Annotated in this window: 20 protein-coding genes and 1 pseudogene; 12 read left to right on the top strand and 9 right to left on the bottom strand. The window is 73.0% G+C overall.

What is annotated here, in order from left to right; translation table 11 throughout:
- Positions 1-191 precede the first annotated feature (191 nt).
- Positions 192-527: pseudogene (locus tag Sfr03f_RS31210) on the top strand (RidA family protein); the annotation flags it as partial.
- A gap of 54 nt (positions 528-581) precedes the next feature.
- Entirely contained in the window at positions 582-1,034 is a 453-nt protein-coding gene (locus Sfr03f_RS31205) for a GNAT family N-acetyltransferase (protein ID WP_245967548.1), read from the top strand.
- Here the strand turns inward: Sfr03f_RS31205 and Sfr03f_RS12625 are convergent.
- A complete protein-coding gene (locus tag Sfr03f_RS12625; RefSeq protein WP_108953935.1) occupies positions 1,016-1,777 on the bottom strand; it encodes a uracil-DNA glycosylase in 762 nt (253 codons plus the stop codon). The genes Sfr03f_RS31205 and Sfr03f_RS12625 overlap by 19 nt on opposite strands.
- Positions 1,778-1,861: 84 nt before the next feature.
- Positions 1,862-3,394, bottom strand: coding sequence for a YfcC family protein (locus tag Sfr03f_RS12620; protein ID WP_108953934.1), 1,533 nt, complete (start codon positions 3,392-3,394; stop codon positions 1,862-1,864).
- On the opposite strand from Sfr03f_RS12620, the gene Sfr03f_RS12615 reads away from it, so the two are divergent.
- Complete coding sequence (locus Sfr03f_RS12615) at positions 3,393-3,944, top strand: RNA-binding S4 domain-containing protein (protein ID WP_108954092.1); 552 nt, start codon at positions 3,393-3,395, stop codon at positions 3,942-3,944. The genes Sfr03f_RS12620 and Sfr03f_RS12615 overlap by 2 nt on opposite strands.
- A 52-nt stretch (positions 3,945-3,996) precedes the next feature.
- Positions 3,997-4,254 carry a DUF6343 family protein gene (locus tag Sfr03f_RS12610; protein ID WP_372514417.1) on the top strand — a complete coding sequence of 86 codons (258 nt, stop codon included), beginning with the start codon at positions 3,997-3,999 and terminating at the stop codon, positions 4,252-4,254.
- A 22-nt stretch (positions 4,255-4,276) separates the two neighbouring features.
- Here Sfr03f_RS12610 and Sfr03f_RS12605 read toward each other — a convergent pair whose 3' ends face one another.
- The 4 genes from Sfr03f_RS12605 to rpsA all read right to left on the bottom strand — a co-directional run bounded on the left by Sfr03f_RS12605 (position 4,277) and on the right by rpsA (position 8,071).
- On the bottom strand, positions 4,277-4,675 hold the full coding sequence (locus tag Sfr03f_RS12605; RefSeq protein WP_108953932.1) for a tetratricopeptide repeat protein: 399 nt from the start codon (positions 4,673-4,675) through the stop codon (positions 4,277-4,279).
- 117 nt (positions 4,676-4,792) lie between these two features.
- Positions 4,793-5,395, bottom strand: a complete 603-nt coding sequence (coaE, locus tag Sfr03f_RS12600) for a dephospho-CoA kinase (RefSeq protein ID WP_108953931.1) — start codon at positions 5,393-5,395, stop codon at positions 4,793-4,795.
- Between the two features lie 61 nt (positions 5,396-5,456).
- Positions 5,457-6,398, bottom strand: a complete 942-nt coding sequence (locus Sfr03f_RS12595; RefSeq protein WP_108953930.1) for a PAC2 family protein — start codon at positions 6,396-6,398, stop codon at positions 5,457-5,459.
- A 179-nt stretch (positions 6,399-6,577) separates the two neighbouring features.
- On the bottom strand, positions 6,578-8,071 hold the full coding sequence (gene rpsA, locus Sfr03f_RS12590; RefSeq protein ID WP_108953929.1) for a 30S ribosomal protein S1: 1,494 nt from the start codon (positions 8,069-8,071) through the stop codon (positions 6,578-6,580).
- A gap of 324 nt (positions 8,072-8,395) precedes the next feature.
- Between rpsA and Sfr03f_RS12585 the strand changes: the two genes are divergently transcribed.
- Both Sfr03f_RS12585 and Sfr03f_RS12580 read left to right on the top strand, forming a co-directional pair.
- Entirely contained in the window at positions 8,396-9,331 is a 936-nt protein-coding gene (locus Sfr03f_RS12585) for a class I SAM-dependent methyltransferase (protein ID WP_372514416.1), read from the top strand.
- A gap of 117 nt (positions 9,332-9,448) precedes the next feature.
- The gene (locus tag Sfr03f_RS12580; protein WP_108953928.1) at positions 9,449-12,151 is read left to right on the top strand and encodes an ATP-dependent RNA helicase; all 2,703 of its coding nucleotides are present in this window, start codon (positions 9,449-9,451) and stop codon (positions 12,149-12,151) included.
- A gap of 143 nt (positions 12,152-12,294) precedes the next feature.
- Here the strand turns inward: Sfr03f_RS12580 and Sfr03f_RS12575 are convergent, their stop codons facing one another.
- Positions 12,295-14,004 carry a lytic transglycosylase domain-containing protein gene (locus tag Sfr03f_RS12575; RefSeq protein ID WP_108953927.1) on the bottom strand — a complete coding sequence of 570 codons (1,710 nt, stop codon included), beginning with the start codon at positions 14,002-14,004 and terminating at the stop codon, positions 12,295-12,297.
- A gap of 342 nt (positions 14,005-14,346) precedes the next feature.
- Here Sfr03f_RS12575 and Sfr03f_RS12570 point away from each other — a divergent pair, with 342 nt between their 5' ends.
- Positions 14,347-15,297 (top strand): DUF4184 family protein, encoded by a 951-nt coding sequence (locus Sfr03f_RS12570; RefSeq protein ID WP_108954090.1) that lies wholly within the window; start codon positions 14,347-14,349, stop codon positions 15,295-15,297.
- On the opposite strand, the gene Sfr03f_RS12565 is transcribed toward Sfr03f_RS12570, so the two are convergent.
- Positions 15,200-15,583, bottom strand: a complete 384-nt coding sequence (locus tag Sfr03f_RS12565; RefSeq protein ID WP_159105634.1) for a hypothetical protein — start codon at positions 15,581-15,583, stop codon at positions 15,200-15,202. The two genes, Sfr03f_RS12570 and Sfr03f_RS12565, sit on opposite strands and share 98 nt — an antisense overlap.
- A gap of 223 nt (positions 15,584-15,806) precedes the next feature.
- Positions 15,807-18,536 carry a DNA polymerase I gene (gene polA / locus Sfr03f_RS12560; protein WP_108953925.1) on the bottom strand — a complete coding sequence of 910 codons (2,730 nt, stop codon included), beginning with the start codon at positions 18,534-18,536 and terminating at the stop codon, positions 15,807-15,809.
- Between the two features lie 254 nt (positions 18,537-18,790).
- On the opposite strand from polA, the gene Sfr03f_RS12555 reads away from it, so the two are divergent.
- From Sfr03f_RS12555 to Sfr03f_RS12535, 5 genes are all read left to right on the top strand, one after another.
- Positions 18,791-21,070 carry an FdhF/YdeP family oxidoreductase gene (locus Sfr03f_RS12555; protein ID WP_108953924.1) on the top strand — a complete coding sequence of 760 codons (2,280 nt, stop codon included), beginning with the start codon at positions 18,791-18,793 and terminating at the stop codon, positions 21,068-21,070.
- A 99-nt stretch (positions 21,071-21,169) separates the two neighbouring features.
- The gene (locus Sfr03f_RS12550) at positions 21,170-21,622 is read left to right on the top strand and encodes a hotdog fold thioesterase (RefSeq protein ID WP_108953923.1); all 453 of its coding nucleotides are present in this window, start codon (positions 21,170-21,172) and stop codon (positions 21,620-21,622) included.
- A gap of 484 nt (positions 21,623-22,106) precedes the next feature.
- A complete protein-coding gene (locus tag Sfr03f_RS12545; RefSeq protein WP_108953922.1) occupies positions 22,107-23,336 on the top strand; it encodes a branched-chain amino acid ABC transporter substrate-binding protein in 1,230 nt (409 codons plus the stop codon).
- A gap of 110 nt (positions 23,337-23,446) precedes the next feature.
- The gene (locus Sfr03f_RS12540; RefSeq protein WP_108953921.1) at positions 23,447-24,376 is read left to right on the top strand and encodes a branched-chain amino acid ABC transporter permease; all 930 of its coding nucleotides are present in this window, start codon (positions 23,447-23,449) and stop codon (positions 24,374-24,376) included.
- 5 nt (positions 24,377-24,381) lie between these two features.
- Entirely contained in the window at positions 24,382-26,193 is a 1,812-nt protein-coding gene (locus Sfr03f_RS12535; RefSeq protein WP_108953920.1) for a branched-chain amino acid ABC transporter permease, read from the top strand.
- Positions 26,194-26,196: the final 3 nt, after the last annotated feature.

Genomic DNA, 26,196 nt, shown 5'->3' with positions numbered 1-26,196 from the left:
CGTGACACCTTGATCCGGACACGTGACACCTTGCTCCGGACGCCTGACGCCTTGATCCGGACGCCTGACGCCTTAATCCGGATGCGGACGCGGCGCTCTCCCCCGCATGATCGGGCGGGCTCCGCCGGGAGCCCGCCCCGGCTCCGCAGCGGAGTCCGCCCGACCGACACCCCGACACCACCGGAGACCGCATGATCGAGCGCGTCGTGACCGCCCGGGGCCTGTTCGCCCCTCCCGCCTACTCGCACGTCTCGGTCGTGGAGGCCGGTACCCGGCTCGCCCTGCTGGCCGGGACGGTGCCGCTGGACGCGGACGGCGAGCTCGTCGGGGAGGGCGACCCGCCTGCCCAGGCCGGTCAGGTGATCGCCAATCTGCGGCGCCAGCTGGCGGCGGTGGGCAGCGGCCTGGCGGACGTGGTGCGCACCGAGGTCTACGTGGTGAGCGGCGAGCCGTCCGTCCTGGCCCGGGTCTGGGAGGTGGTCGCCGCCTCGGGGCTGGCCGCCGGCCCGCACTCCTCCACCCTGATCGGCGTGGCCTGCCTGGGCTACCCCGGACAGCTGGTGGAGATCACCGCGACCGCCGTGGTGCCCGAGGTGGTGCTCCGGCGTGCCGGGGAGGCCGACGCGGGTCCGGCCGCGGAGGTGTACCTGCGTTCCTACGACGCCGCGCTGCCGACGGTGCGGCGGGCGCACACCGACGACGAGGTGCGCGGCTGGTTCCGGCGGGTGGTGGTGCCGTCCCTGGAGACGTACGTGGCGGTCGCCGGCGGGGAGACGGCCGGTGTGATGGTCCTGGAGGGCGCCGAACTGGCCCAGCTGTACCTGGCTCCCGAGTGGCGGGGCAGGGGGCTCGGGGACCGCTTCGTGGCGCTCGCCAAGGAACTGCGGCCCGAGGGCCTGCGGCTCTGGACGTTCCAGGTGAACGAGCGGGCCGCCCGGTTCTACGAGCGGCACGGCTTCGTCGCCGTCGAGCGGACGGACGGCGCGGCGAACGAGGAGCGCGAACCGGACGTCCGCTACGCCTGGCGTCCCTGAGCGTCAGCGGGCCCGCCCCGCGGCTCCGTCGCGGGGCGGAGCCCGGCCTCGGTCGCCGCGGCGGTCAGGACCTCGCGGAGCATCGCCGGCGTGAGCTTCCCCGTGAACACGTTGCGCTGGCTGACGTGGAAGCAGCCGAAGACCTCGAGCGGGGCGGCCCCCGGCACCGTGGGCTCCAGCCGCACCCGCGCCCCGTGGGAGAACACCGGACGCGGCCGCGGCACCGTCCACCCCGCGGCCGCCAGGGCGGGCAGCGCCGCCTGCCAGCCGAACGCGCCGAGCACCACCACCGCGCGCACGGTGGGCCGCAACAGGGCGAGTTCCTGGACCAGCCAGGTGCGGCAGGTGTCGCGCTCCAGCGGGGTGGGCCGGTTCTCGGGCGGGGCGCAGTGCACCGGCGCGGTCACCCGCACCCCGTACAGCTCCAGCCCGTCGCCTCGGTGGGTGGAGACCGGCTGCGAGGCCAGCCCCACCTCGTGCAGCGCGGCGTACAGCACGTCCCCGGAGCGGTCCCCGGTGAACATCCGGCCGGTCCGGTTGCCGCCGTGCGCGGCGGGGGCCAGTCCGACCACGGCGAGCCGGGCGTCCGGGGGCCCGAAGCCCGGCACCGGACGCCCCCAGTAGTCCCAGTCCGCGAACGCCGCCCGCTTGACCCGGGCGACCTCCTCGCGCCAGGCGACCAGCCGCGGGCAGGCCCGGCATTCGCTGATCCGCAGGTCCAGCGCGGCGAGGTCGTCGTCCATGTCGTCCCAGCGTAGGCGAGGAGACGGCCGGGTGATCGTCACGGCACCGGCGGCCCTTCGGCCGGCCGCCTCGACGGCGGGTGGTCAGGTGAGCGTCGCGCCCAAGGCCAGGAACAGGCAGATCAGCACGAACAGCAGGCCCAGCAGCGGCAGCACGAAGCGGAGGTAGCGGTTGTAGCCGACCTTCGCCAGGGCGCAGCCGCCCATGATCACCGCGCTGGTCGGCACCCACAGGTTCATGATCCCGCTGGACGCCTGCCAGGCGGTGACGGCCACCGCCCGAGGGACGCCGGCGAAGTCGGCCAACGGGGCGATGATCGGCATGGCCAGGGTGGCGTGCCCCGAGGTGGAGGGGATCAGGAACGCCAGCGGCAGGTTCACCACGAACACCAGGATGGCGAAGATCCCCGACGAGGTCCCCTTCACCACCCCCTCCACCCCGTGCAGCACGGTGTCGGTGATCATCGAGTTGTTCATGATCACGGTGACCCCGCGGGCCAGCACCACCACGAGCGCGGGCGCCACGAAGTCCGCGGCGCCCCGCACCACCGTCTCGCTGACCCGCTGCTCCCCCATCCTGGCGATCACGCCGACCAGCACCGCGGCCACCAGGAACATCGCCGCCAGCTGCGGGAAGTACCAGCCCAGTTCGAACCCGTACGGCTCGGCGTCGGCGTCACCGGTCAGCGCCGCGGACCACGGCACCACCGCGAAGATCATGAAGGCGAAGACCAGCACCATGGTGGCCAGCACGGCCCGCTCCGTGCCGGTCAGCGGCGGCACCTCGCGCCGCGACTCGGCGGCCAGCTCCCGGTCGCCGGTGCGGAACCCGGACAGCGAGCGCTCCGGGTCGCGCCGCACCCGGCGGGCGTAGAGCAGCACACGGCCGACGGTCACCGCGGTGAGCGTCAGCCACATCACGAACCGCAGCACGATCCCGTCGCCCAGCGAGATGTCCGCCGCCGAGGAGGCCACCCCGGTAGCGAACGGGTTCACCGTCGACGTCAGCACGCCGACGCCCGCGCCCAGGACGGTCACCCCGAGCGCGGTCATCCGGTCGTAGCCCAGCGCCAGCATCAGCGGCACGACCAGACCGTAGAAGCCGAGCGTCTCCTCCGCGAACCCGGACACCGTGCCGAGCACCGCGAACACCAGCATGATCACCACGATCAGCAGCGAGCTGTGGTTCCGCAGCCGGTGGGCCAGCCGCTCGATGCCGTGGTTGAGGGCCCCGGTCGCGAACACCATGGTGATGAACGCGCCGATCGCCAGGACGTAGAAGAAGACGCCCGCCGCACCGTACAACTCCCCCGTCAGGTCCGGGGCGACCCTGCCGTCCTCGCCGCGGATGCCGTAGAGGCCGTTGACCGGCGCGAGGAACAGGTCGTTCAGCCGGTCGACGAAGCTGAGCTCCGCGTCGACGCGGTGGTACGTGCCCTGTACCGGCGCGCCGTCCCGGTCGCGGTCGTAGGCGCCTGGAGGGATGAGGAACGCCAGCAGCCAGACCGCCAGGGTGACCAGCACGAGCACGGTCAGCGCGCTCGGGAAGACGAAGCCCCGGCGCCCGGGGCCGCGGCCGGCGGCCGGGGCCGGGGTCGGCGGTTCGGCACTGCTCATGGCCCGGCTGCTCCCCTCTGGCGTCGCCCGCGTCACCCCAGCGTGGGACGGCCGCCCTCCCGTCGCACGCCGGGTGGGCCGATCAGCGGGAGGCGCCGGACCGCCCGCCGGCCGGGCTCCGCGCAGTAGAGTCGACGGCATGAGTGAGAGCGTTCGGGTGGACGTCTGGATCTGGTCCGTGCGGCTGGTCAAGACCCGCTCGCTGGCGGCCGCGGCCTGCCGGGGCGGGCACGTCCGGGTGAACGGGGAGCGGGCCAAGCCCGCCCTCGCGCTGAAGCCCGGCGACGAGGTCCGGGTCCGGCAGGAGGGCCGGGAGCGGGTCGTCGTGGTCAAGCAGCTGATCCGCAAGCGGGTCGGCGCGCCCGTCGCCGTCGAGTGCTACGTGGACAACAGCCCGCCGCCCCCGCCGCGCGAGGCGGTGGCCCCGGCCGGCATCCGCGACCGCGGCACGGGACGGCCCACCAAGCGGGACCGCCGCGAGATGGACCGGCTGCGCGGGCTGGAGGCCTCCCGCCGGGCGGCGGCCGCCTCCGCCGAGCCGCGAGGCTGACGGCGCGTCGGGGCCGGGCCTCCGGGCTCGTCCGTCAGGGAGAGTGATGCAGATGCGGCGTTCGGGAGACGAGCCGGTGCACGCCCGCAGCGCGCTGCGCCTGCGACTGTGGCTGAGCCTGTGGGGCGTGGCCGCCTCGGTGTTCGGCATCGCGGTGTTCGCCTTCACCGGCCACCCCGGCTGGGCGCTGGTGTGCGGGGCGGCCCTGCTGGTGGTCCTGTTCGACCTGGCGGTCGTCGTCCGCCACATCCGCCAGGGTCCGCACTACCAGCCGGGGCCGGACATCCCGCCGTACCACCACCCGGAGTGACACCGGGCGGCCGCGCCGCGGTTCACCCGCCGGAACCCGCCGGCGGGTCGAAGCGGGCGGCGCGCACGAAGTCGGGGCGCGGGTCCAGGGCCGCGGCCAGCCGGAAGTGCCGCCGGGCCTGGTCGTGCCGGCCCTGCCGCTCGTAGGTGCGGGCCAGCGCGAAGTGCGCGTAGGCGTTGTCCGGCTCCCGCTCCAGCACGACGGTGAACTCCAGCTCGGCCGGCCGGAGCTGCGCGGCGGCGAAGAACGCCCGGGCCCGCAGCAGCCGGGCCGCCGTGTTCTCGGGGTGCGCGGCGATCACCGCGTCGAGCAGCTTCACCGCGCCGCGCGGGTCCCGGGCGGCCAGCAGTCGCTCGGCGGCCCGGAAGTCGATCACATGCGTCTCCGGGGTGCTCCCGGACGCGCCACTGGTGTCGGGCACGTCTGCCCTCCTTCTCTCGGTGAGCAGCCTTCCCTCGGCGAACGCCTTCAACGCTCCGACGGCCTCGGCTGTTCCCCCGGCAACAGCCCCACTGCCGGCCGCGACCCGAGCGTGGCGTCACGCCGGGCGGGCGCGGTGCTGCAGGTCGTCCCAGACCTCGGCGACCCGGCGCTCCAGCTCCGGCAGGGGGACGTCGTTGTCGATGACGACGTCCGCGATCTCCAGCCGCTGCTCGCGGGTCGCCTGCGCGGCCATCCGGGCGCGGGCGTCCTCCTCGCTCATGCCGCGCAGCCCGGTCAGCCGCTCCAGCTGGGTCGCGGGGCTGGTGTCCACCACCACGACCAGGTCGTAGAGCGGCGCGAGCCCGTTCTCGGTCAGCAGCGGCACGTCGTGCACGACGACGGCGTCCGCCGGGGCCGCCGCCTCCAGTTCACGGCTCCGCTCGCCGACCAGCGGGTGGACGATCGAGTTGAGCACGGCCCGCTTCTCCGGGTCGGCGAAGACGATCGCGCCGAGCCTGGGACGGTCCAGGCTCCCGTCGGCGGCCAGCACCTCGGGGCCGAAGGCCTCCACCACGGCGGCGAGCCCCGGCGTGCCCGGCTCGACGACCTCGCGGGCGATGCGGTCCGCGTCGATCAGCACCGCCCCGTGCGCCACGAGCAGCCGGGACACCTCGCTCTTGCCGGCACCGATTCCGCCGGTCAGCCCCACATTCAGCATGGTCCGCAGCCTAGTGCGCGGCGCCGGCACCGCGAACAGGGGCCCGGCCGGGCGGCGCGGGTCAGCCCTCGCCGCCCTCGCGCTCGGCCAGGAACCGCTCGAACTCCCGCCCCAGCTCCTCCGCGGAGGGCAGGTCGGCCGGGTCGGCGAGCAGGTTGCCCCGGGTCTCCGCGCCGGCCGCCGCGTCGTACTGGTGCTCCAGCCCCTGGACGAGGGCGACCAGTTCCTCGTCGCCCTCACGGATCTGCCGCTCGATCTCGGTCTGGGTGCGCTGCGCGTCGGTGCGCAGCGAGTGCGCCACGGCGGGCAGGACGAGTCCGGTGGCGGAGGTGACGGCCTCCAGCACGGTGAGCGCGGCGTCCGGGTAGCGGGAGCGGGCGATGTAGTGCGGGACGTGGGCGGCGACACCCAGCGTGTCGTGCCCCGCCTGGGTCAGCCGGTACTCGACGAGCGCCTCGGCGCTGCCCGGCACCTGGGCCTCCTCGAACGGGCTGCGCTGCCCGGGCACCAGGTCGGTGCGGTTGCCGTGCGGCGTGAGGCCGACCGGGCGGGTGTGCGGGACGCCCATGGGGATGCCGTGGAAGTTGACGCTGAGCCGGACCTGGAGGCGTTCGACGATGTCGCGGACGGCTGCGGCGAACCGCTCCCACTCGACGTCCGGCTCCGGGCCGGACAGCAGCAGGAAGGGCGCCCCGGTGGCGTCCTGGAGCATCCGCAGCTCCAGCTTCGGCTCCTCGTAGCCCGACCAGTGGTCCCGCTCGAAGGTCAGCAGGGGGCGGCGGGCGCGGTAGTCCACGAGCCGGTCGTGGTCGAAACGGGCGACGAGCTGGTGGGGCAGTGAGTCGAGCAGGCGGTCGACGATCAGGTCGCCGGTGTCGCCCGCGTCGATGTATCCGTCGAAGTGGTAGAGCATGACCAGCCCGGCCGACTCCTGCGCGAGCGCCATCTCGGCGACGGCCAGACCACTCGGCTCCCATGCGTACAAGCCCTGCGGATCAAGCACTGTGGGTCCTCCTGTCGTTCCTTGATCACAGAACGTGCCCGGGGGCGCGGACATTCCCGCGCCCCGGGACCCGGCGACCCCGGCAACGGGAAAGGCCCCGTCCGCTCCCTGTCGGGTGCGGGCGGGGCCTTCCTCAGGCTCGCGTCAGCTCATCGAAGAGCCGGGCGCGCGGAACGCGTTCAGCTCTGGCCGCCGGCCAGCTTCTCGCGCAGCGCGGCCAGCGCCTCGTCCGAAGCCAGCGCACCGGAGGTGTCGCCGCCCTCGGAGGAGTACGAACCGCCGCCACCGGTCGCGGCCGGAGCGGCTTCGCCACCCTCGGCAGCGGCCTTCTCGTCGGCCTCGCGGGACTTGATGACCTGGGCCTGGTGCTGCTCGAAGCGGGTCTGCGCCTCGGCGTACTGGCGCTCCCACTCCTCGCGCTGCTTCTCGTAGCCCTCGAGCCAGTCGTTGGTCTCGGGGTCGAAGCCCTCGGGGTAGATGTAGTTGCCCTGGTCGTCGTAGGACGCGGCCATGCCGTACAGGGTCGGGTCGAACTCGACCGCCGACGGGTCGGCACCGAAGGCCTCGTTGGCCTGCTTCAGCGAGAGGCTGATGCGGCGACGCTCGAGGTCGATGTCGATGACCTTGACGAAGATCTCGTCGTTGACCTGGACGACCTGCTCCGGGATCTCCACGTGGCGCTCGGCCAGCTCGGAGATGTGGACCAGACCCTCGATGCCCTCGTCCACGCGGACGAACGCACCGAACGGAACCAGCTTGGTGACCTTACCCGGGACGACCTGACCGATCTGGTGGGTCCGGGCGAACTGCTGCCACGGGTCCTCCTGCGTCGCCTTCAGCGACAGGGAGACACGCTCGCGGTCCATGTCGACGTCGAGGACCTCGACGGTGACCTCCTGGCCGACCTCGACAACCTCGGAGGGGTGGTCGATGTGCTTCCAGGACAGCTCGGAGACGTGGACCAGACCGTCGACGCCACCCAGGTCCACGAAGGCACCGAAGTTGACGATCGAGGAGACCACGCCGGAGCGGACCTGACCCTTCTGCAGGGTCGTGAGGAAGGTCTGGCGGACCTCGGACTGGGTCTGCTCGAGCCAGGCACGGCGGGACAGGACCACGTTGTTGCGGTTCTTGTCCAGCTCGATGATCTTGGCCTCGAGCTCCTTGCCCACGTAGGGCTGGAGGTCGCGGACACGGCGCATCTCGACCAGGGAGGCCGGGAGGAAGCCGCGGAGGCCGATGTCGAGGATGAGACCACCCTTGACGACCTCGATGACGGTACCGGTGACGATCCCGTCCTCTTCCTTGATCTTCTCGATGGTGCCCCAGGCGCGCTCGTACTGGGCGCGCTTCTTCGAGAGGATCAGGCGGCCTTCCTTGTCCTCCTTCTGGAGAACCAGGGCCTCGATCTCGTCGCCGACCTTGACGACCTCGTTCGGGTCGACGTCGTGCTTGATCGAGAGCTCGCGGCTCGGGATGACACCTTCGGTCTTGTAACCGATGTCGAGCAGGACCTCGTCCCGGTCGACCTTCACGATGACGCCGTCGACGATGTCGCCGTCGTTGAAGTACTTGATCGTCTCGTCGATCGCGGCGAGGAAGGCTTCCTCGTTACCGATGTCGTTGACCGCTACCTGCGGCGTGGTGGCGGTGGTCTCGGTGCTGCTCGTCATGTGGGAAAGGGCTCCGGTACGGACATTGAAGTCGTAGGTACTGCTTACGCCGGGAGCCCGTTTCGCTCTGCAGAAGCCGGACAGCCAAGTAAGCGCCACTTTTTCAAGCAGCGCCTCGAGAACCGAGGGGACATACAACAGATGCGAGCGCGACCTGCTACGTCTGAGGTGCGCAGGCCCGCAGCGCAACTTGTAGCATACGGGGGCAGCCGGGCAGGGTCAATGCGCGAAGCGCGCACCACGGGCGAAATGCCACAATCCCGGCAGAAATTCCGTCGTGCGAGGTCGCCGCCGCGAGCGCGCGACACCCGCCGGCAGGCGTCCGTGAAGGACTCCTGGAGCCGGCGCGGAGGCCGCGCGGACGGTTCGAAGATTAGCGGTGAGGAGCCGGTCATCCAAGAGTCCAGCGGTTTTCAGGCGACCGGGGTTCCGGGCGGGACGGCGTCGGACGCCGGGAGCCACGACGCGGAGGACGCGGAGGCCACGCGGCGTGACGCCTCACCCGCGGAGAGCACCCGGGCCAGCCGCGGCTGGTGGGACCGCAACGCCGACGAGTACCAGAGCGAGCACGGCGCCTTCCTCGGCGACGACCGCTTCGTCTGGGGCCCCGAGGGCCTCGACGAGGAGGACGCCCGCCTGCTCGGCCCCGCCGGGGCGCTGGCCGGACGCGACGTCCTGGAGATCGGCGCCGGCGCCGCCCAGTGCTCGCGCTGGCTGGCCGCGCAGGGCGCCCGGCCGGTCGCCCTCGACCTCTCGCACCGCCAGCTCCAGCACGCCCTGCGGATCGGCGCCCCGTTCCCGCTGGTCGAGGCGGACGCCTCGGTCCTGCCCTTCGCCGACGGCTCCTTCGACCTGGCCTGCTCGGCCTACGGGGCGATCCCGTTCGTCGCCGACCCCGGCCAGGTGCTGCGCGAGGTGCGGCGGGTGCTGCGGCCCGGCGGGCGGTTCGTCTTCTCGGTCACCCACCCGATCCGTTGGGCCTTCCCGGACGAGCCCGGACCGGAGGGCCTGAGCGTGGCCTCCTCCTACTTCGACCGCACCCCTTACGTCGAGCAGGACGAGCGGGGGCGGGCCGTCTACGTGGAGCACCACCGCACGCTCGGCGACCGGGTGCGCGACGTGGTGGGCGCCGGGTTCCGGCTGACCGACCTGGTCGAGCCGGAGTGGCCGGTGTGGAACGACTCCGACTGGGGCGGCTGGTCGCCGCTGCGCGGGGCCCTCATTCCCGGTACCGCCGTCTTCGTCTGCGACCGGGACTGACCTCCGGCCCGGGGCTGCCGCCCGCTCCTCGCGGGGTCCCGGGGCGGTATCCGGGGTCCCCGGGGGGCGACATCTGGGGCCCATGAGGTCGGCGGCCCCTGGGAGACTGGGCGGGTGATGCGAGACGCCGCCCGTGACCTTCCCGTCCGTTCCGCCCTGCCGCTGCTCACGGGGGCGCTGGAGGGCCACGGCGCGGCCGTGCTGTGCGCGCCGCCGGGAACCGGGAAGACCACGCTCGTCCCCCTCGCCCTCGCCGGGCTGACCGGCGAGGAGGGGCCACCGGCCGGCCGGGCGGGCGGCAAGGTGGTCGTCGCCGAGCCGCGCCGGATCGCCGCCCGGGCCGCGGCGCGCCGGATGGCCTGGCTGCTGGGCGAGGACGTCGGCGGGACGGTCGGCTACACGGTCCGCGGCGACCGCTCCGTCTCCTCCCGCACCCGGGTCGAGGTGGTCACCACCGGCGTCCTGCTGCAGCGGCTGCAGCGCGACCAGGAACTCGCCGGGGTGGACACCGTCGTCCTGGACGAGTGCCACGAGCGTCACCTGGACGCCGACACCGCGGCGGCCTTCCTGCTGGACGTCCGCGAGAACCTGCGCCCCGAGCTGCGGCTGGTCGCCGCCTCGGCCACCACCGACGCCGCGGGCTGGGCCCGGCTCCTCGGCGACGCCCCCGTGGTGGAGGCGCACGGCACCGCCCACCCCGTCGACACGGTGTGGGCGCCCCCGCCGGGGACGGTGCGTCCGCCGCACGGCACCCGCGTCGACCCCGCGCTGCTGACCCACGTCGCCTCGGTGGTCCGCCGGGCCCTGACGGAGCGGGACGGCGACGTGCTGTGCTTCCTGCCCGGCGTCGGCGAGATCGCCCGGGTCGCCGGCGCCCTGGCCGACCTGCCCGCCGGCGGCGTGGACGTGCTCCAGGTGCACGGCCGGGCGCCCGCCGCCGTGCAGGACGCCGTGCTCTCCCCCGCCGGGCGCCGCCGGGTGGTGCTGGCCACGTCGGTGGCCGAGTCCTCGCTCACCGTCCCGGGCGTCCGCGTCGTGGTCGACTCGGGTCTGGCCCGTGAGCCGCGCGTCGACCATGCCCGCGGCCTGGGATCGCTGGCCACCGTGCGCGCCTCGCGGGCGGCCGGGCGGCAGCGGGCGGGCCGCGCGGGGCGTGAGGCGCCGGGCACGGTGTACCGCTGCTGGAGCGAGGCGGAGGACGTCCGGCTGCCCGCCTTCCCCGCGCCGGAGATCCAGGTGGCCGACCTCACGGCGTTCGCCCTGCAGGCCGCCTGCTGGGGCGCCCCCGACGCCTCCGGGCTGGCCCTGCTCGACCCGCCTCCGGCCGGGGCGATGGCCGCCGCCCGGACGGTGCTCGGCGCGGTCGGCGCGATCGGCGACGACGGCCGGGCCACCGGGCGGGGCGTCCGCCTGGCCCGGCTCGGCCTGCACCCCCGGCTGGGCCGTGCGTTGCTGGACGCGGCGCCGCTGGTCGGCGCCGGGGCGGCGGCGGAGGTGGTGGCGCTGCTGAGCGAGGAGGTGCCGCGCTCCTACGGCGACGACCTGGCCGCGGCCCTGCGTGCGGCCCGCCGGGGCGGCGACGCGTACGGGGGGCGCTGGCGGGCGGAGACGCGCCGACTGCGGTCCCTGGCCGGGGAGGGGGCCGCGGGGGCTGCGGCGGGTGCGGGGGGCTCCTCGGGCGCGGGAGCCTCGTCGGGCGCGGGATCGGCGGTGCGTGCGGGTGCGGCGGTGCGTGCAGGATCGGCGGCGGCGGGTGCGGGATCGGGTGCGGGGGCCGCGGCGGCGGACGCCTCGACGGGCGCCGCGGCAGCCCCTGGTGCGAGGGCTGGGACCGCCCGGCCGTGGGGGGACGACGCGGTGGCCGGGGTGGTGGCGGCGCTGGCGTTCCCGGAGCGGGTGGGCCGGGTGGAGGGCGGTTCCTGCCTGATGGCCGGCGGCACGCGGGCCCGGCTCCCGGAGGGCTCGCCGCTGCGGGACGGGTCCTGGCTGGCGGTCGCGGTGGCCGACCGCCCGGTGGGCAAGGGCCACGCCCGCATCCGGCTGGCCGCGGTGGTCGACGAGGACACCGCCCGCCGCGCGGCGGCGCCGCTGTACGCGGAGGGCGAGGAGGTCCGCTGGGCCGGGGGCGACGTGGTGGCCCGCCGGGTGGAGCGGCTCGGCGCCGTCGAGCTGGTGGTCCGGCCGCTGCGGGACGCCGCCCCCGAGCGGATCCGCGCGGCGCTGCTGGAAGGGTTGCGCACGGAGGGCCTCGGTCTGCTGCGCTGGTCGCAGGACGCCCTGGTGCTGCGGCAGCGGCTGGCGTTCCTGCGCGGACGCCTGGGCGACCCCTGGCCCGAGGTGTCGGACGAGGCGCTGCTGGCGCGGGCCGAGGAGTGGCTGGAGCCGGAGCTGGGGCGCTCCCGGCGCCGCGCCGACCTGTCCCGGATCGACGCGGGACAAGGGCTGTCCCGGCTGCTGCCCTGGGCGTCGGGCGAGGCGGCACGGCTGGACGAGCTGGCGCCGGAGCGGCTGGAGGTGCCGTCGGGCTCCCGTGTCGGCGTCGACTACAGCGACCCGCGGCAGCCGGTGCTGGCGGTGAAGCTGCAGGAGATGTTCGGCCTCGCCGAGTCCCCGACGGTGGCGGGGGCCCCGGTCCTGGTGCACCTGCTGTCGCCGGCCGGGCGTCCCGCGGCGGTCACTGCGGACCTGGCGTCGTTCTGGCGGGACGGGTACCGGAGTGTGCGGGCGGAACTGCGCGGGCGCTACCCGAAGCACCCGTGGCCCGAGGACCCGTCCTCGGCGGCCCCCACCCGTCACACCAACGCCCGCCTCCGCCGCTGAGCGCCCGGGGGCCCGAGGTGCCGCCCCGGGGGACGGCGCCTGGGGGCCGGTGCCTGGGGCCGGGATGCGCGCCCGGTGGAACGGGAGACGCCGGGGTCGCCCGGTGGGGCGGCCCCGGCGTCGGCGCCTGAGGGGAGGGACGGTCAGGCCGTGCCGGCATCCTCGCCTGCGGTGGCGTCCCCGGCGGCCTCCACCGTGAGCTCCACCGTCTCCTTGCCGCCGCCCGGCGTCTCCACCAGCAGCAGGTAGGTGCCGGCCGTGTCACCCGCGAACAGCGTCGGCAGCTCCAGCACGCCGTCCGCGTCGGTGGTGAGCTTCAGCGTGCGCACCGCCTCGCCGTCCGCGTCCTCGAAGTAGGGGCCCTTGTCGTTCTCGGTGAGGTCGTCCGCCGCCTTCACCAGCGTGACGGTGGCCCCGACCTTCGCGGCGGGGGCGCCGTCACGGGTGGCGGCGAAGGTGAGCGCCTCGTCGAACTGCCCGCCCACCGCGCACACCGGCGGCTCGCCCTCGACGAGGGCGATCTTGTCCGCCGTGCGGACGGTGACCGACGCCTCCCACCGGACGGCCGTGACGTCACGGCCGACGACGGTGGCGCGGACCGTGAACGCCCCGGTGCGCTCGCCGGCCACCAGCGCGGGCGCGGTCGCGACACCGCGGTTGTCGGTCTGCACGGTGGCGACGCTCTCGCCGCCCGTGAACACCGTGTCGGTGTCGCCGACGATGGTGAACCTGATCCGCACCTTGCCGACGCCGACGCCCGCGGAGGTCTCCGCCCGGGCCGCGACGTCCTCGCCGAAGGTGGTGCCCGCCATGGTGCTGAGGGAGTCGCCGCCGGCGTGCTCCAGGTGGTGCACGCGGTCGGTGGGCGTCTCCTCCCCCGGGGCCGGCGGCGGCGTCGTGGGCGGCGGCGTGGTGTCGGGCGGGGTCGAGCCGCCGCCGGGCGTGCCGCTTCCACTGCTGCCGCCGTTGCCTCCGTTGCCGCCCTTGCCGCCGGTGTGCGCACCACTGCCCGGCTTCGAGAACGGCGGGGCGGACGGCGAGGTGGGCGTGACGAGGAGAGGGTCGTCGTTGCGGTGGCCCGGCAGGCTGCCCGTGCCGTCCGGGATCTCCTGGACGCCGTCGCGGAAGGCCTCCATCCACCGCAGCACGGTGTTCAGGTAGTCACGCGAGTTGTTGTAGCTGAGGATCGCCCGCTCGAGGTCCGCCTTGTCGGAGAGGTCCCAGTTGTAGCGGCACAGGTAGTGCCCGGCGGCCAGGGCCGCGTCGTAGATGTTGTTGGGGTCCTTCTTCCCGTCCTCGTTGCCGTCCTTGCCGGCCCAGGCCCAGGTCGAGGGGATGAACTGCATGGGGCCGACGGCCCGGTCGTACTTCACGTCACCGTCGAAGGCGCCGTTGTCGGTGTCGCTGATGTGCGCGAAGCCCTTGCCGTTGAGCGGCGGGCCCTTGATGGTCGACAGGGTGGTGCCCGCGCTGTCGACACGGCCGCCGCCGGCCTGACCGGACTCCACCTGACCGATGGCGGCGAGGAGTTGCCAGGGCAGGTTGCAGCCGGGCTTGTCCTGGCGCAGGGTCGCCTCGGCCTTCTTGTAGGCGTCGAGGACGGTCGCGGGGATGCTGGACTCGTTCTTGCCGCCGGCGGCCGGGGACTTCAGCTCCGGGAGGTCCGTGTAGTACGAGTCGTCGCCCGGAAGCTCGGCGGCGGCATCAGGTATCGGCTGGGAGTCGCCGGTCTCGGATCTGGGCCTCTCGGCCACCCCCGGCGCCTGCGAAGCGGTCAGCGCCGCGACCGCGACCGCGGCCACCGCCGTGGTCGCCGCTCCCCTGCGCAGATGCCTGCCGATATGCGCCGCCATCGAGCGTTCCCTCCCTGGACGACCGACTTCTTGGTCCCTCCGCCCGCCTTGCGGACAGAGATTCGATACCGCAATCACGTGACCCTACGACAACTTGAGTCGCCCGCCTACCCGTTGATGTCCGATATCAGATGATTGACCAGGACTTCGGCAGGGCTGCGCGTACGAGATTCGGACGTCGTCCGTCCGGGAACCGCTGGGCGGCCCCCCACGTCCCTTCTCAGCGCGGGCGTGATCCCTCCGCGCCGCCGCGCCGCCGCGCCGTCGCGCCGCGGAGCCGTCGCGTGCGCACCGTCGCGCCGCGCCGCCGTCGCCGTGCCCCTCCGGGACCTGGAGCCGTTCTTGCCGTTCACCCTCAGCCACGCCGTGGCCGTCCTGCCCGCGATGCGCGCCGACGGCACCGGGCGGGCCGCCCTGTTGGTGCCCTCCGTCATGGTGGCCGGGTCGTTCGCCCCCGACATGACGTACTACGCGGCGAGCGCGCTGCCCGGCGCCATGGTCTTCGGCGACGTCACCCACTCGTTCGCGGGAGTCCTCACGGTCGACGTGGCCATCGCCTGGCTGCTGGTGGGGGCGTGGCTGCTGCTGCGCGAGCCGCTGGTGGCGCTGCTGCCGCGGCGGGTGCGCGGGCGGGCCGCGGTGCTGACGCGCTGCGGGACACCGCGGTCGAGGCCGCGGCCGCGCCTGGCGGCCGCCTGGTACCTGTCGGCGGTGCTGGGGTCGCTCACCCATGTGGTGTGGGACGCGTTCACGCACCTGGACCGGTGGGGGATGCGGGTCTTCCCCGTGCTGGGCGAGGAGATCGCGGGCTCGCCGCTGTACTGGTACCTGCAGTACGGGGGGTCGGCCGTGGCCGCGGTGGTCATCGTGTGGTTCCTGGTCCGCGCGCTGCGGCGGTCCGTGCCCCACGGCGGCGACGGCTTCAGCGGCGGTGACGGCTTCAGCGGCGATGACGGCTTCAGCGGTGGTGACGGCTTCGTCGGCGGCGCGGCGGGGCTGCCGGAGCTGTCCCGGCGGGACCGGTGGGCGGCCGGGGCGTTGCTCGCGCTGTGCGCGGGGTTCGCGGCGACGACGCGGGTGATGCGCTGGTGGGCCTACTGGGGGCACATCGCCCGGCCCTGGGAGATCATCCCGACGCTCTGCTTCGGAGCGGGCGCGGGGCTCGTCGTCGGGCTGCTGTTGTACGGGACCGCCGTCAGGGTGTGGCGGCGCCCGCCCCGGGGCCCGCGTGCGGAGGCCGGGGAGACGGAGGCGCGGGGAGCTGCGGGAAGCCGCGCAGCGGCACCACGGTGACCGTGATCCGGCGGTAGGCGCCCGGGCGGACCATGCGGATCACCAGCCCCCAGGTCCGGCGGGCCACCGCCTGGGCCGGCCCCACGGCCAGGGACAGGACGACCACCGGCTGACGGCCGGCCACCGCCTCCCAGAGGTCACGGGCCTGACGGCGCGCCCCCGTCGTCCACCCGAGGTGACGGCGGACCGTGCTCGCGGCGGGGGCGACGGGGCGCACCGGCGGGCGCAGCGCGGATATGACCGCTTCCGCTCCCGCCGGAGACCGGCCGAGCATGCGTATACCCATGCCCCGCATCCTCGCCCCGACCTCGCCCCACGTCGCCTCCACGGGGTCCGCCCGAGTGACACGCCACCCACCGCCCGGCCCTTCCCCGGCGGGGGTCCGCACGGCGCGGGGCCCCGCGACCCGGGGCAGCGGGCCGCGGGCCGACCCCTCACAGGCGTTCCAGCCGCGGGCCGCGGGCCGACCCCTCGCGGGTGTCCCGGCCGCGGCCCCGGCCGGCGCCCGGTCAGTGCGCCGCGGACTCCCAGTCGGGGCCGACGCCGACGGACACGTCCAGCGGCGCCCTCAGCGTGACCGCCCCGGCCATCTCGCGGCGGACCAGCTCCTCGACCGCCTCCCGCTCGCCGGGAGCGATCTCCAGCACGATTTCGTCGTGCACCTGGAGCAGGAGCCGCGAGGTCAGGCCCGCCTCCCGCAACGCCGCGTCCACCTTCAGCATGGCGATCTTCACGATGTCCGCGGCCGTGCCCTGGATCGGCGCGTTGAGCGCCATCCGCTCCGCCGCCTCCCGGCGCTGCCGGTTGTCGCTGTTGAGGTCGGGCAGGTACCGGCGACGGCCGAGGATCGTCTCGGTGTAGCCCGTCGCCCGGGCCTCCTCGACCACCCGGTGGAGGTAGTCCCGCACGCCGCCGAACCGCTCGAAGTACGTGTCCATCAGGGCCCGCGCCTCACCGGCCTCGATGTTCAGCTGCTGCGACAGGCCGAACGCGGACAGCCCGTACGCCAGGCCGTAGGACATCGCCTTGATCTTGCGCCGCATCTCGGGGTCGACCTGCGAGCGGTCCACCGCGAACACCTGGGAGGCGACCGTGTTGTGCAGGTCCTCGCCGGAGGCGAACGCCTCGATCAGGCCCTCGTCCTCGGACAGGTGCGCCATCACCCGCAGCTCGATCTGGCTGTAGTCCGCCGTCATCAGCGACTCGTAGCCCGCGCCGACCACGAACCCGCGGCGGATGGCCCGCCCCTCGTCAGTGCGGACCGGGATGTTCTGCAGGTTGGGATCGGTCGAGGAGAGCCGGCCGGTGGCCGCGACCGTCTGGTTGAAGGTGGTGTGGATGCGGCCGTCCGCGGAGATCGTCTTGATCAGGCCCTCGACCGTGGTGCGCAGCTTCGCCTGCTCACGGTGCCGCAGCATGATCACCGGGAGCTCGTTCTCGGTCTGCGCCGCCAGCCAGGCCAGCGCGTCCGCGTCCGTGGTGTAGCCGGTCTTGGTCTTCTTCGTCCTGGGCAGGCCCAGCTCGCCGAACAGCACCTCCTGCAGCTGCTTCGGGGAGCCGAGGTTGAACTCGTGGCCGGCGGCCTCGTGGGCCTCACGGACGGCCTGCTGGACCGCGCCCGCGAACATCTGCTCCATGTTCCGCAGGTGCTCGCGGTCGGCTGCGATGCCGTGCCGCTCCATCCGCGCCAGCAGCGCCGAGGTCGGCAGCTCCATGTCGCGCAGCAGCTCGGCGGCGCCCACGTCCTCCAGCTTGCCCTCGAAGGCGGCCGCGAGGTCCAGCACCGCCAGCGCCTGCACCATCAGCGCCTCGGCCTCGGCGTCGTCGTCCGCGCCGAAGGCGAGCTGCCCGCCGGCCGCCGCGGCCGGGGCGAGCTCACGGCCCAGGTACTCCAGCGACAGCGCGTCCAGGTCGAAGGAGCGGCGGCCCGGCTTCACCAGGTAGGCCGCCAGCGCGGTGTCCATGGTCACGCCCGCGACCGTCCAGCCGTGCTCGCCGAACAGCCGCATCGCGTGCTTGACGTTGTGGAAGACCTTGGGCCGCGCCTCGTCCGCGAGCCAGGCCGCCCAGGCCTTCTCGTCGGCCTCGTCCAGCTGGGACGGGTCGAACCAGGCCGCCTCGCCGCCCGAGGCGGCCAGCGCCACCTCGGCCACCGAACCCGCGCCCAGCGCCCACGCGCCGACCGCGGCCACGCCCAGCGGACCGTCCTGCCCGTGCTCCGCCAGCCACGGCGCCAGCTCGCCGGTGGACAGCACCGAGCCGTCCAGCTCGACGCCGCTCTGCGCGGCGGGCGAGGGGCCCTCCTCCTCGGCGCCGGGGTCGACCGCGAACAGCCGCTCCCGCAGCGAGGGGTTCCTGATCTCCAGGGTGTCGAGGATCATCGCGACCGCCTTGCGGTCGTAGGCGGCGCGCTCCAGCGCGGGGACGCCCACCGGCAGCTCGACGTCCCGGACCATCTCCGTCAGCCGGCGGTTCAGCTTCACCGACTCCAGGTGGTCGCGGAAGTTCTGCCCGGCCTTGCCCTTGACCTCCTCCGCCCGCTCGACCAGCTCCGCGAACGAGCCGAACTGGTTGATCCACTTCGCGGCCGTCTTCTCGCCCACGCCCGGGATGCCCGGCAGGTTGTCCGACGGGTCGCCGCGCAGCGCCGCGAAGTCCGGGTACTGGGCGGGCGTCAGCCCGTACTTCTCGAACACCTTCTCCGGCGTGAACCGGGTCAGCTCCGAGACGCCCTTCGTCGGGTACAGCACCGTGGTGTGCTCGGACACCAGCTGGAACGAGTCGCGGTCACCCGTGACGATGAGGACGTCGAAGCCCTCCGCCTCGGCCTGCGTCGCCAGCGTCGCGATGATGTCGTCCGCCTCGAAGCCGTCCACCGCGAACCGCCGCACGGCCATCGCGTCCAGCAGCTCGCCGATCAGCTCCACCTGGCCCCGGAACTCGTCCGGCGTCTTCGCCCGGTTCGCCTTGTACTCGGTGAACTCCTGCGCCCGCCACGTCTTGCGGGACACGTCGAACGCCACGGCGAAGTGCGTCGGAGCCTCGTCACGCAGCGTGTTCGCCAGCATCGACGCGAAGCCGTAGATCGCGTTGGTCGGCTGTCCCTGCGCCGTCGTGAAGTTCTCCGCGGGCAGCGCGAAGAACGCGCGGTACGCGAGGGAGTGCCCGTCCATGAGCATCAGCCGCGGACGCTCACCGGCGGGGTTCGTGTCGGTCTTCTTCGATGCTGTATCCACCACACCCCGATCCTGCCACGCCCCGCCGACAGCCGCGCCCACCTGCGGCAGACCGCCGCACCTCCTCCACCGCCGCTCGAGCGCGCGTCACTCCTGGCGGTGACGCCCCGGGCGGCTTCGCGCACGTTGTCCACAGGTCTCGCGGAGCCTTCTCCACAGCCCTCCCGCGCCGCGGCGGCCCCGTGCAAGGATCTTCGGGACAGCCGGACCGCAGCCGGAGAGAACACCGCACCACCGGTGCAGAAGAGGTGAGCGCCATGGCGAGCAAGCCCCCCGCCGCCGACCCCGCGCAGGACGCCCCCCGCGTCACCGGGCCGAAGCACGCCGCGGCCGGCCTTCCCGCCCTCGGCCACACCCTGCGCGTCGCCCAGCAGCAGATGGGCGTCCGCCGCACCGCCCTGACCCTGCTGCGGGTGAATCAGAAGGACGGCTTCGACTGCCCCGGCTGCGCCTGGCCGGAGGGCGACAAGCGGCACGCCGCCGAGTTCTGCGAGAACGGCGCCAAGGCCGTCGCCGAGGAGGCCACCCTCCGCCGCGTCACCCCCGACTTCTTCGCCGCCCACTCCGTCGCCGACCTGGCCGGCCGCAGCGGCTACTGGCTCGGCCAGCAGGGCCGCCTCACCCGCCCCGTGTACCTCGCCGAGGGCGCCACCCACTACGAGCCCATCGGCTGGGACGAGGCGTTCGACGTGATCGCCGAGGAGATCCACGCCCTGGACTCCCCCGACCAGGCCGTCTTCTACACCTCGGGACGCACCAGCAACGAGGCGGCCTTCCTCTACCAGCTGTTCGCCCGCGAGCTCGGCACCAACAACCTGCCGGACTGCTCCAACATGTGCCACGAGTCCTCCGGCTCCGCCCTGACGGAGACCATCGGCGTCGGCAAGGGCAGCGTCAGCCTCGAGGACCTGTACCGGTCGGACCTGATCGTCGTCGCGGGGCAGAACCCCGGCACCAACCACCCGCGCATGCTCACCGCCCTGGAGAAGGCGAAGGCCGCCGGCGCCCGGATCATCAGCGTCAACCCGCTGCCCGAGGCGGGGCTCGAGCGGTTCAAGAACCCGCAGACGCCCAAGGGACTCACCACCGGCACCGCCCTCACCGACCTGTTCCTGCAGATCCGCATCGGCGGCGACCAGGCCCTCTTCCGCCTCCTCAACAAGCTCGTCCTGGAGACCGAGGGCGCCGTCGACGAGGACTTCGTCCGCGAACACACCCACGGCTACGAGGAGTTCGCCGAGGCGGCCCGCGCCGCCGACTGGGAGCGGACCCTCGCCGCCACCGGGCTGACCCGCGAGGAGATCCAGCAGGCCCTGGACATGGTCCTCGCCTCCGAACGCACCGTCGTCTGCTGGGCCATGGGCCTGACCCAGCACAAGCACTCCGTGCCCACCATCCGCGAGATCGTCAACTTCCTCCTGCTGCGCGGCAACATCGGCCGGCCGGGCGCCGGAGTCTGCCCCGTGCGCGGGCACTCCAACGTCCAGGGCGACCGCACCATGGGCATCTTCGAGCGGCCCGCCCCCGCCTTCCTCGACGCCCTGGAGCGCGAGTTCGGCTTCGCCCCGCCCCGCCACCACGGCCTCGACGTCGTCAACGCCATCCGCGCGATGCGCGACGGAGCCGCCAAGGTCTTCTTCGCCATGGGCGGGAACTTCGTCGCCGCCACCCCCGACACCGACGTGACCGAGAAGGCGATGCGGCGCGCCCGTCTCACCGTCCACGTCTCCACGAAGCTGAACCGCTCGCACGCCGTCACCGGCGCCCGCGCCCTGATCCTGCCCACCCTCGGCCGCACCGAGCGGGACGTGCAGGCGAGCGGCGAGCAGTTCGTCACCGTCGAGGACTCCATGGGCATGGTGCACGCCTCCCGCGGCCGCCTCGAGCCGGCGAGCCCTCACCTGCTCTCCGAGCCCGCCATCGTCTGCCGCCTCGCCCGCCGGGTCCTCGGCCCCGCGAGCGCCACCCCCTGGGAGGAGTTCGAGCAGGACTACGCCGCCGTCCGCGACCGCGTCTCACGCGTGGTGCCCGGCTTCGAGGACTTCAACGCCCGCGTCGCGCGCCCCGGCGGGTTCACCCTCCCGCACGCCCCGCGCGACGAGCGCCGCTTCCCCACCGCCACCGGCAAGGCCAACTTCACCGCCGCGCCGGTGGAGTTCCCCGAGATCCCCGAGGGCCGCCTGCTGCTGCAGACCCTGCGCTCCCACGACCAGTACAACACCACGATCTACGGCCTCGACGACCGCTACCGCGGCATCCACGGCGGCCGCCGGGTCGTCCTGGTGCATCCCGAGGACGCCGCCGCGCTCGGCATCACCGACGGCTCCTACGTCGACCTGGTCTCCGAGTGGAGCGACGGCGTTGAGCGCCGGGCTCCCGGATTCCGGCTGGTGCACTACCCCACGGCGCGGCGCTGCGCCGCCGCCTACTATCCGGAGACAAATGTCCTCGTACCGCTGGATTCCACCGCGGATGTCAGCAACACCCCGGCCAGCAAGTCGGTGGTGATCCGTCTGGAACAATCCCGAATCGACTGAGCGTTTGCTCAGGCGCTGCCGTCCGGCGTCGCCCACCCCAGGCGCCGGCCCCGGCGGCACCACCGCACGAGGTCTCCCCGAACGAAATGGAGCCGGCCCATGGGCGAGCAGAACACCGTGAAGTTTCCGCAGGAAGTCCTGGAGGAGTACGCCAGCCTCGGCGTCGACCTGCCCGCCCTCTTCTCCGCCGGGGCCCTCGGCAACCGCATGGGTATCGACATCCTGGAGGCCTCCGCCGAGCGCGTCGTCGGCACCATGCCGGTCGAGGGCAACACGCAACCCTACGGCCTGCTGCACGGCGGCGCCTCCGCCGTCCTCGCGGAGACCCTCGGCTCGGTCGGCTCGATGCTGCACGGCGGCCCGGCCAAGATCGCCGTCGGCGTCGACCTCAACTGCACGCACCACCGCGGCCTCCAGTCCGGTTTCGTCACCGGCGTCGCCACCCCCGTGCACCGCGGCCGCTCCACGGCCACCTACGAGATCGTGATCAGCGACGAGCAGGACCGCCGGGTCTGCAGCGCCCGCCTCACCTGCCTCCTGCGTGACGCCTGATCCCACCACCCTCGCCTCCCCACCGCGCGAAGCACGACGCGCGAGAGCGACGCACGACGCACAAGGGCGCCCGGCCGTATACGGCCGGGCGCCCTTCGCGCTTTCCGAAAGTAACGCAGCGTGACTTTCGCAAAAAGAATGCATGGCGCATTCATCTATCCCGGACCATCGGGGCGACAACGATGTCAGGTAATGAGTCAAAACGAAAAGACACCTGAACACCGAACGGCTCCGGTCTGCGATTTCTCAACATGTGGACCGGCTGAATCCGCCGGAATTAACCTCTTCCACCCACTCCTAACCGCTCTGCATTACCTCGTGTCATAACAAGAGCGTCACAGCATTGGTCAGGCACTCCTCCCTATAACCACCTCCCGCCTAGAGTCACGGCCAGTCACCGCGCCGTGGGAACAGCAAATCCGCCCAGCGCCTCGACTCGGCCGCGCTCCGGACCGGAACGGCCGTGCCAGGGAAAGGACACAACGTGCGTCAACGTCTCCTCGCACTGACCGCCGCGCTGGCGGCGGGAGCACTCACCCTCACCGCCTGCGGATCGCGCGACGAAGGCGCCAAGGGCGGCGACTCCGGCGGCGACGTCAAGGTCGTCATCGGCCTCGACGCCCCGCTCAGCGGCGACCTCTCCGCGCTGGGCCTCGGCATGAAGAACTCCGCCGACCTCGCCGCGAAGATCGCCAACAAGAAGAAGTTCGTCGAAGGCGTCACCTTCGAGGTCCAGCCCCTCGACGACCAGGCCCAGCCCGGCGTGGGTGCGCAGAACGCGCAGAAGTTCATCAGCGACAAGACCGTCGTCGGCGTCGTCGGCCCGCTGAACTCCAGCGTCTCGCAGCAGATGCAGAAGCCGTTCAACGACGCCGGCCTGACCCAGGTCTCCCCGGCCAACACCGGCACCGAGCTCACCCAGGGCGACGGCTGGAAGACCGGCAACTCGGTCCGCCCGTTCAAGACCTTCTTCCGCACCGCCACCACCGACGAGGTCCAGGGCGCGTTCGCCGCCGAGTACCTGTACAAGGAGGCGGGCCTCAAGAAGGCGTACCTGATCGACGACCAGAAGACCTACGGCGCCGGTCTCGCCGCCTCCTTCAAGGCGAACTACACCAAGCTCGGCGGCAAGATCGTCGGCTCGGACCACATCAACCCCGACGACCGCGACTTCAACGCCGTCGTCACCAAGATCAAGAAGACCGGCGCCGACGCCCTTTACTACGGCGGCGAGTACCCGGCCGCCGCTCCCCTGAGCCAGGCGCTCAAGGACAGCGGCCAGGACATCCCGCTCATGGGCGGCGACGGCATCTACTCCGGCGAGTACCCGAAGCTGAACAAGAAGGCCGAGGGCGACCTCGCCACCTCCGTCGGCGAGCCGGTCGAGAAGCTCGACTCCGCCAAGGAGTTCCTCGCCAACTACGAGGCCGAGGGCTACGAGGACGCCTACGAGGCCTACGGCGGCCTCACCTACGACGCCACCTGGGCCATCATCGAGGCCGTCAAGCTGGCCGTCGAGGGCAACGACGGCAAGCTCCCCGACGACAGCCGCAAGGCCGTCCTGGACGCCATGAGCAAGATCAAGTTCGACGGCGTCACCGGCCCGATCTCCTTCGACGAGTTCGGTGACACCACCAACAAGACGATGACCGCCTACAAGGTCAAGAGCGGCGCCTGGGCCGCCGAGTTCAGCGGAGCTCCCGAGCTCGACTGACCCACGCGGGCCGAGCAGGCCGGCACCACGCATTGACCTAGGCCGCGCGGGCGCGCCCACCAGCGCTCCCGCGCGGCGCCATATCCGAACCACCCAACGGAGGCCCTGCGGTGCACGAACTGCCGCAACAGCTGGCCAATGGACTCATCCTCGGCGCGATGTACGGACTCATCGCGATCGGCTACACGATGGTCTATGGCATCGTCCAGCTCATCAACTTCGCCCACGGCGAGATATTCATGGTCGGAGGCTTCGGGGCGCTCACCGTCTACACGGCCCTCCCCAGCAGCCTCGGCCTGATCACGGCCATCCCCCTGATGATCCTCGGCGGCGTGCTCGTGTCCGTTCTCGTCGCCGTGGCGGCGGAACGGTTCGCCTACCGCCCCCTGCGCACCGCACCCCGACTGGCGCCCCTCATCACCGCCATCGGCCTCTCCATCGCACTGCAGCAGCTCGTCTGGATGGGCTACCCCGACGCGAAGAAGGACGTCCCCTTCCCCCGCTTCGAAGGCGACGCCCTCACCATCCTCGGCGCCCACATCCAGCGCGGTGACCTGTTCGTCCTGATCGCCGCCCCGCTGTGCATGATCGCCCTCGGGTTCTTCGTCAACAAGACGCGCACCGGCCGGGGCATGCAGGCCACCTCCCAGGACCCCGACACCGCCAAGCTGATGGGCATCAACACCGACCGCATCATCGTCATGGCCTTCGCCATCGGTGCCGCGTTCGCCGCCGTCGCCGCCGTCGCCTACGGGCTCAAGAACGGCCAGATCGGCTTCCGCATGGGCTTCATCATGGGCCTCAAGGCGTTCACCGCCGCCGTGCTCGGCGGCATCGGCAACATCTACGGGGCCATGCTCGGAGGCGTCGTCCTCGGCGTCGCCGAGTCCCTCGCCACCGGCTACATCAGCGAAATCCCCGGCATGGAACTCTTCGGAGGCGGCGGCTGGAAGGACGTGTGGGCCTTCGCCCTCCTCATCATCGTCCTCCTCGTCCGGCCCCAAGGCCTGCTCGGCGAACGCGTCGCGGACAGGGCGTGATACCGATGACCAGCAACAACACCAGCCCGCTCATCCCCCTCCCGGCCTCCACGGCACGCGTCGTCACCCTCACCGGCGCCGTCCTGGCCCTCGCCGGCACCTTCCTCCCCTGGACGTGGACCAGCGCGTTCCCCGGCGACCTCACCGTCACCGGCTACCCCGGCGGCCTCCAGGTCCTCACCCTCGTCGGCGCCGTCCTCACCCTGCTGTTCACGCTCTCCGGATGGGGCTCCCCCCGCTCGAGCGAAGCCGGAAGTGGGGGACGCATCCGCGGCCTGGCCTGGCTCACCCCCGGCGGCACCAACAGCCCCGTCCGCCTCGCCGCCCTCGGCGTGTTCGGCGTCACCGGCTACGCCATCGGCGCCATCAGCTACGAACTCGGCGGCCTCGTCAACCTCGAGCTCGGCGGCTGGATCGCCGGCGGCGGCGCCCTCCTCGCCGTCATCGGCGCCCTCGCCCTCCCCGCCGACCAGCCCCACGACGACGACACCGATGCCTGGGGCAGGTTCCGCAACGCGTTCTCCGCGCCCGACCCGGCCCGCGCCAAGGACCTCCCCGCCTGGGCCGAGATCCTGATCATCACCGCCGCCTTCGGCATCGGCCTGTGGATCTTCGCCTACGGCATCGCCACCGAGTACTCCGAACTCTTCATCGGGTTCGTCGTCCTCGCCGCCTTCGGCTTCGCCGCCGTCCTGCGCGCCGGACTCCTCAAGCGGCTCTCGGCACTCACCGCCAAGCACCGCAACGTCACCCTCACCGCGGCCTTCGCCGCGGCCATCTGCTTCCCCTTCACCCAGACCAACGACCAGTTCGCGCTCATCGGCGCCAACATCCTGATCTTCGCCACGGTCGCCCTGGGCCTCAACGTCGTCGTCGGCCTCGCCGGCCTCCTCGACCTCGGCTACGTCGCCTTCCTCGGCGTCGGCGCCTACGCCGCCGCCCTGGTCTCCGGCTCCCCGCAGTCGACCATCGGCGTCCACTTCCCCTTCTGGGCCGCCGTCCTCACCGGCGTCGCCGCGTCCCTCGTCTTCGGCGTCCTCATCGGCGCCCCCACCCTGCGGCTGCGCGGCGACTACCTCGCCATCGTCACCCTCGGCTTCGGTGAGATCTTCCGCATCACCGTCAACAGCCTCAACGGCACCAGCGGACCCGACGTCACCAACGGCTCCAACGGCATCCCCAACATCCCCGACCTCGAACTCTTCGGGTTCAACTTCGGGCTGCCGCACGACGTCCTCGGCTTCCAGCTGACCCGCCCCGGCAACTACTACCTGCTGATGCTCCTGTTCACGGCCGTGGTCGTGATGGTCTTCCGCCGTTCCGCGGAATCCCGCATCGGCCGCGCCTGGGTCGCCATCCGCGAGGACGAGACCGCCGCCACCGCCATGGGCATCAACGGCTTCCGGCTCAAGCTGCTCGCCTTCGCCCTCGGCGCCGGCCTCGCCGGCCTCGCCGGCTCGGTCCAGGCCCACGTCTCGTACAGCATCACGCCCGAGCAGTACCAGTTCGCCGGCTCCGTGCCGCCCAACTCGGCCTTCCTGCTCGCCGCCGTCATCCTCGGCGGCATGGGCACCATCAGCGGCCCCCTCATCGGCGCCGCGCTGCTCTACCTCATCCCGGCCAAACTCCAGTTCATGGCGGAATGGCAGCTGCTCCTCTTCGGCATCGCGCTTATGCTCCTCATGCGCTTCCGCCCCGAAGGCCTGGTCGCCGACCGCCGCAAGCAGCTGGAGTTCCACGAGACCGGACAGACCGACGTACCGGACGACGCGACGCTTCCCGAGGGCGCCACCGGCGTCGCCAAGGCAGGGGCGTGACCG

Source organism: Streptomyces fragilis, from assembly GCF_003112515.1.
In the GTDB taxonomy this organism is placed as follows: Bacteria; Actinomycetota; Actinomycetes; order Streptomycetales; family Streptomycetaceae; genus Streptomyces; species Streptomyces fragilis.
Note: the sequence above shows the minus strand (reverse complement) of the source record. Positions and strands in the feature narration are given on the sequence as shown.

Coding starts and splice junctions, on each gene's coding strand:
- Sfr03f_RS12625 (WP_108953935.1), bottom strand. CDS start 1,777: ATGGACGACGACCTCGCCGCGCTGGACCTGCGGATCAGCGAATGCCGG.
- Sfr03f_RS12615 (WP_108954092.1), top strand. CDS start 3,393: ATGGCCCGGCTGCTCCCCTCTGGCGTCGCCCGCGTCACCCCAGCGTGG.
- Sfr03f_RS12620 (WP_108953934.1), bottom strand. CDS start 3,394: ATGAGCAGTGCCGAACCGCCGACCCCGGCCCCGGCCGCCGGCCGCGGC.
- Sfr03f_RS12610 (WP_372514417.1), top strand. CDS start 3,997: ATGCGGCGTTCGGGAGACGAGCCGGTGCACGCCCGCAGCGCGCTGCGC.
- coaE (WP_108953931.1), bottom strand. CDS start 5,395: ATGCTGAATGTGGGGCTGACCGGCGGAATCGGTGCCGGCAAGAGCGAG.
- rpsA (WP_108953929.1), bottom strand. CDS start 8,071: ATGACGAGCAGCACCGAGACCACCGCCACCACGCCGCAGGTAGCGGTC.
- Sfr03f_RS12580 (WP_108953928.1), top strand. CDS start 9,449: ATGCGAGACGCCGCCCGTGACCTTCCCGTCCGTTCCGCCCTGCCGCTG.
- Sfr03f_RS12575 (WP_108953927.1), bottom strand. CDS start 14,004: ATGGCGGCGCATATCGGCAGGCATCTGCGCAGGGGAGCGGCGACCACG.
- Sfr03f_RS12565 (WP_159105634.1), bottom strand. CDS start 15,583: ATGGGTATACGCATGCTCGGCCGGTCTCCGGCGGGAGCGGAAGCGGTC.
- Sfr03f_RS12555 (WP_108953924.1), top strand. CDS start 18,791: ATGGCGAGCAAGCCCCCCGCCGCCGACCCCGCGCAGGACGCCCCCCGC.
- Sfr03f_RS12550 (WP_108953923.1), top strand. CDS start 21,170: ATGGGCGAGCAGAACACCGTGAAGTTTCCGCAGGAAGTCCTGGAGGAG.
- Sfr03f_RS12535 (WP_108953920.1), top strand. CDS start 24,382: ATGACCAGCAACAACACCAGCCCGCTCATCCCCCTCCCGGCCTCCACG.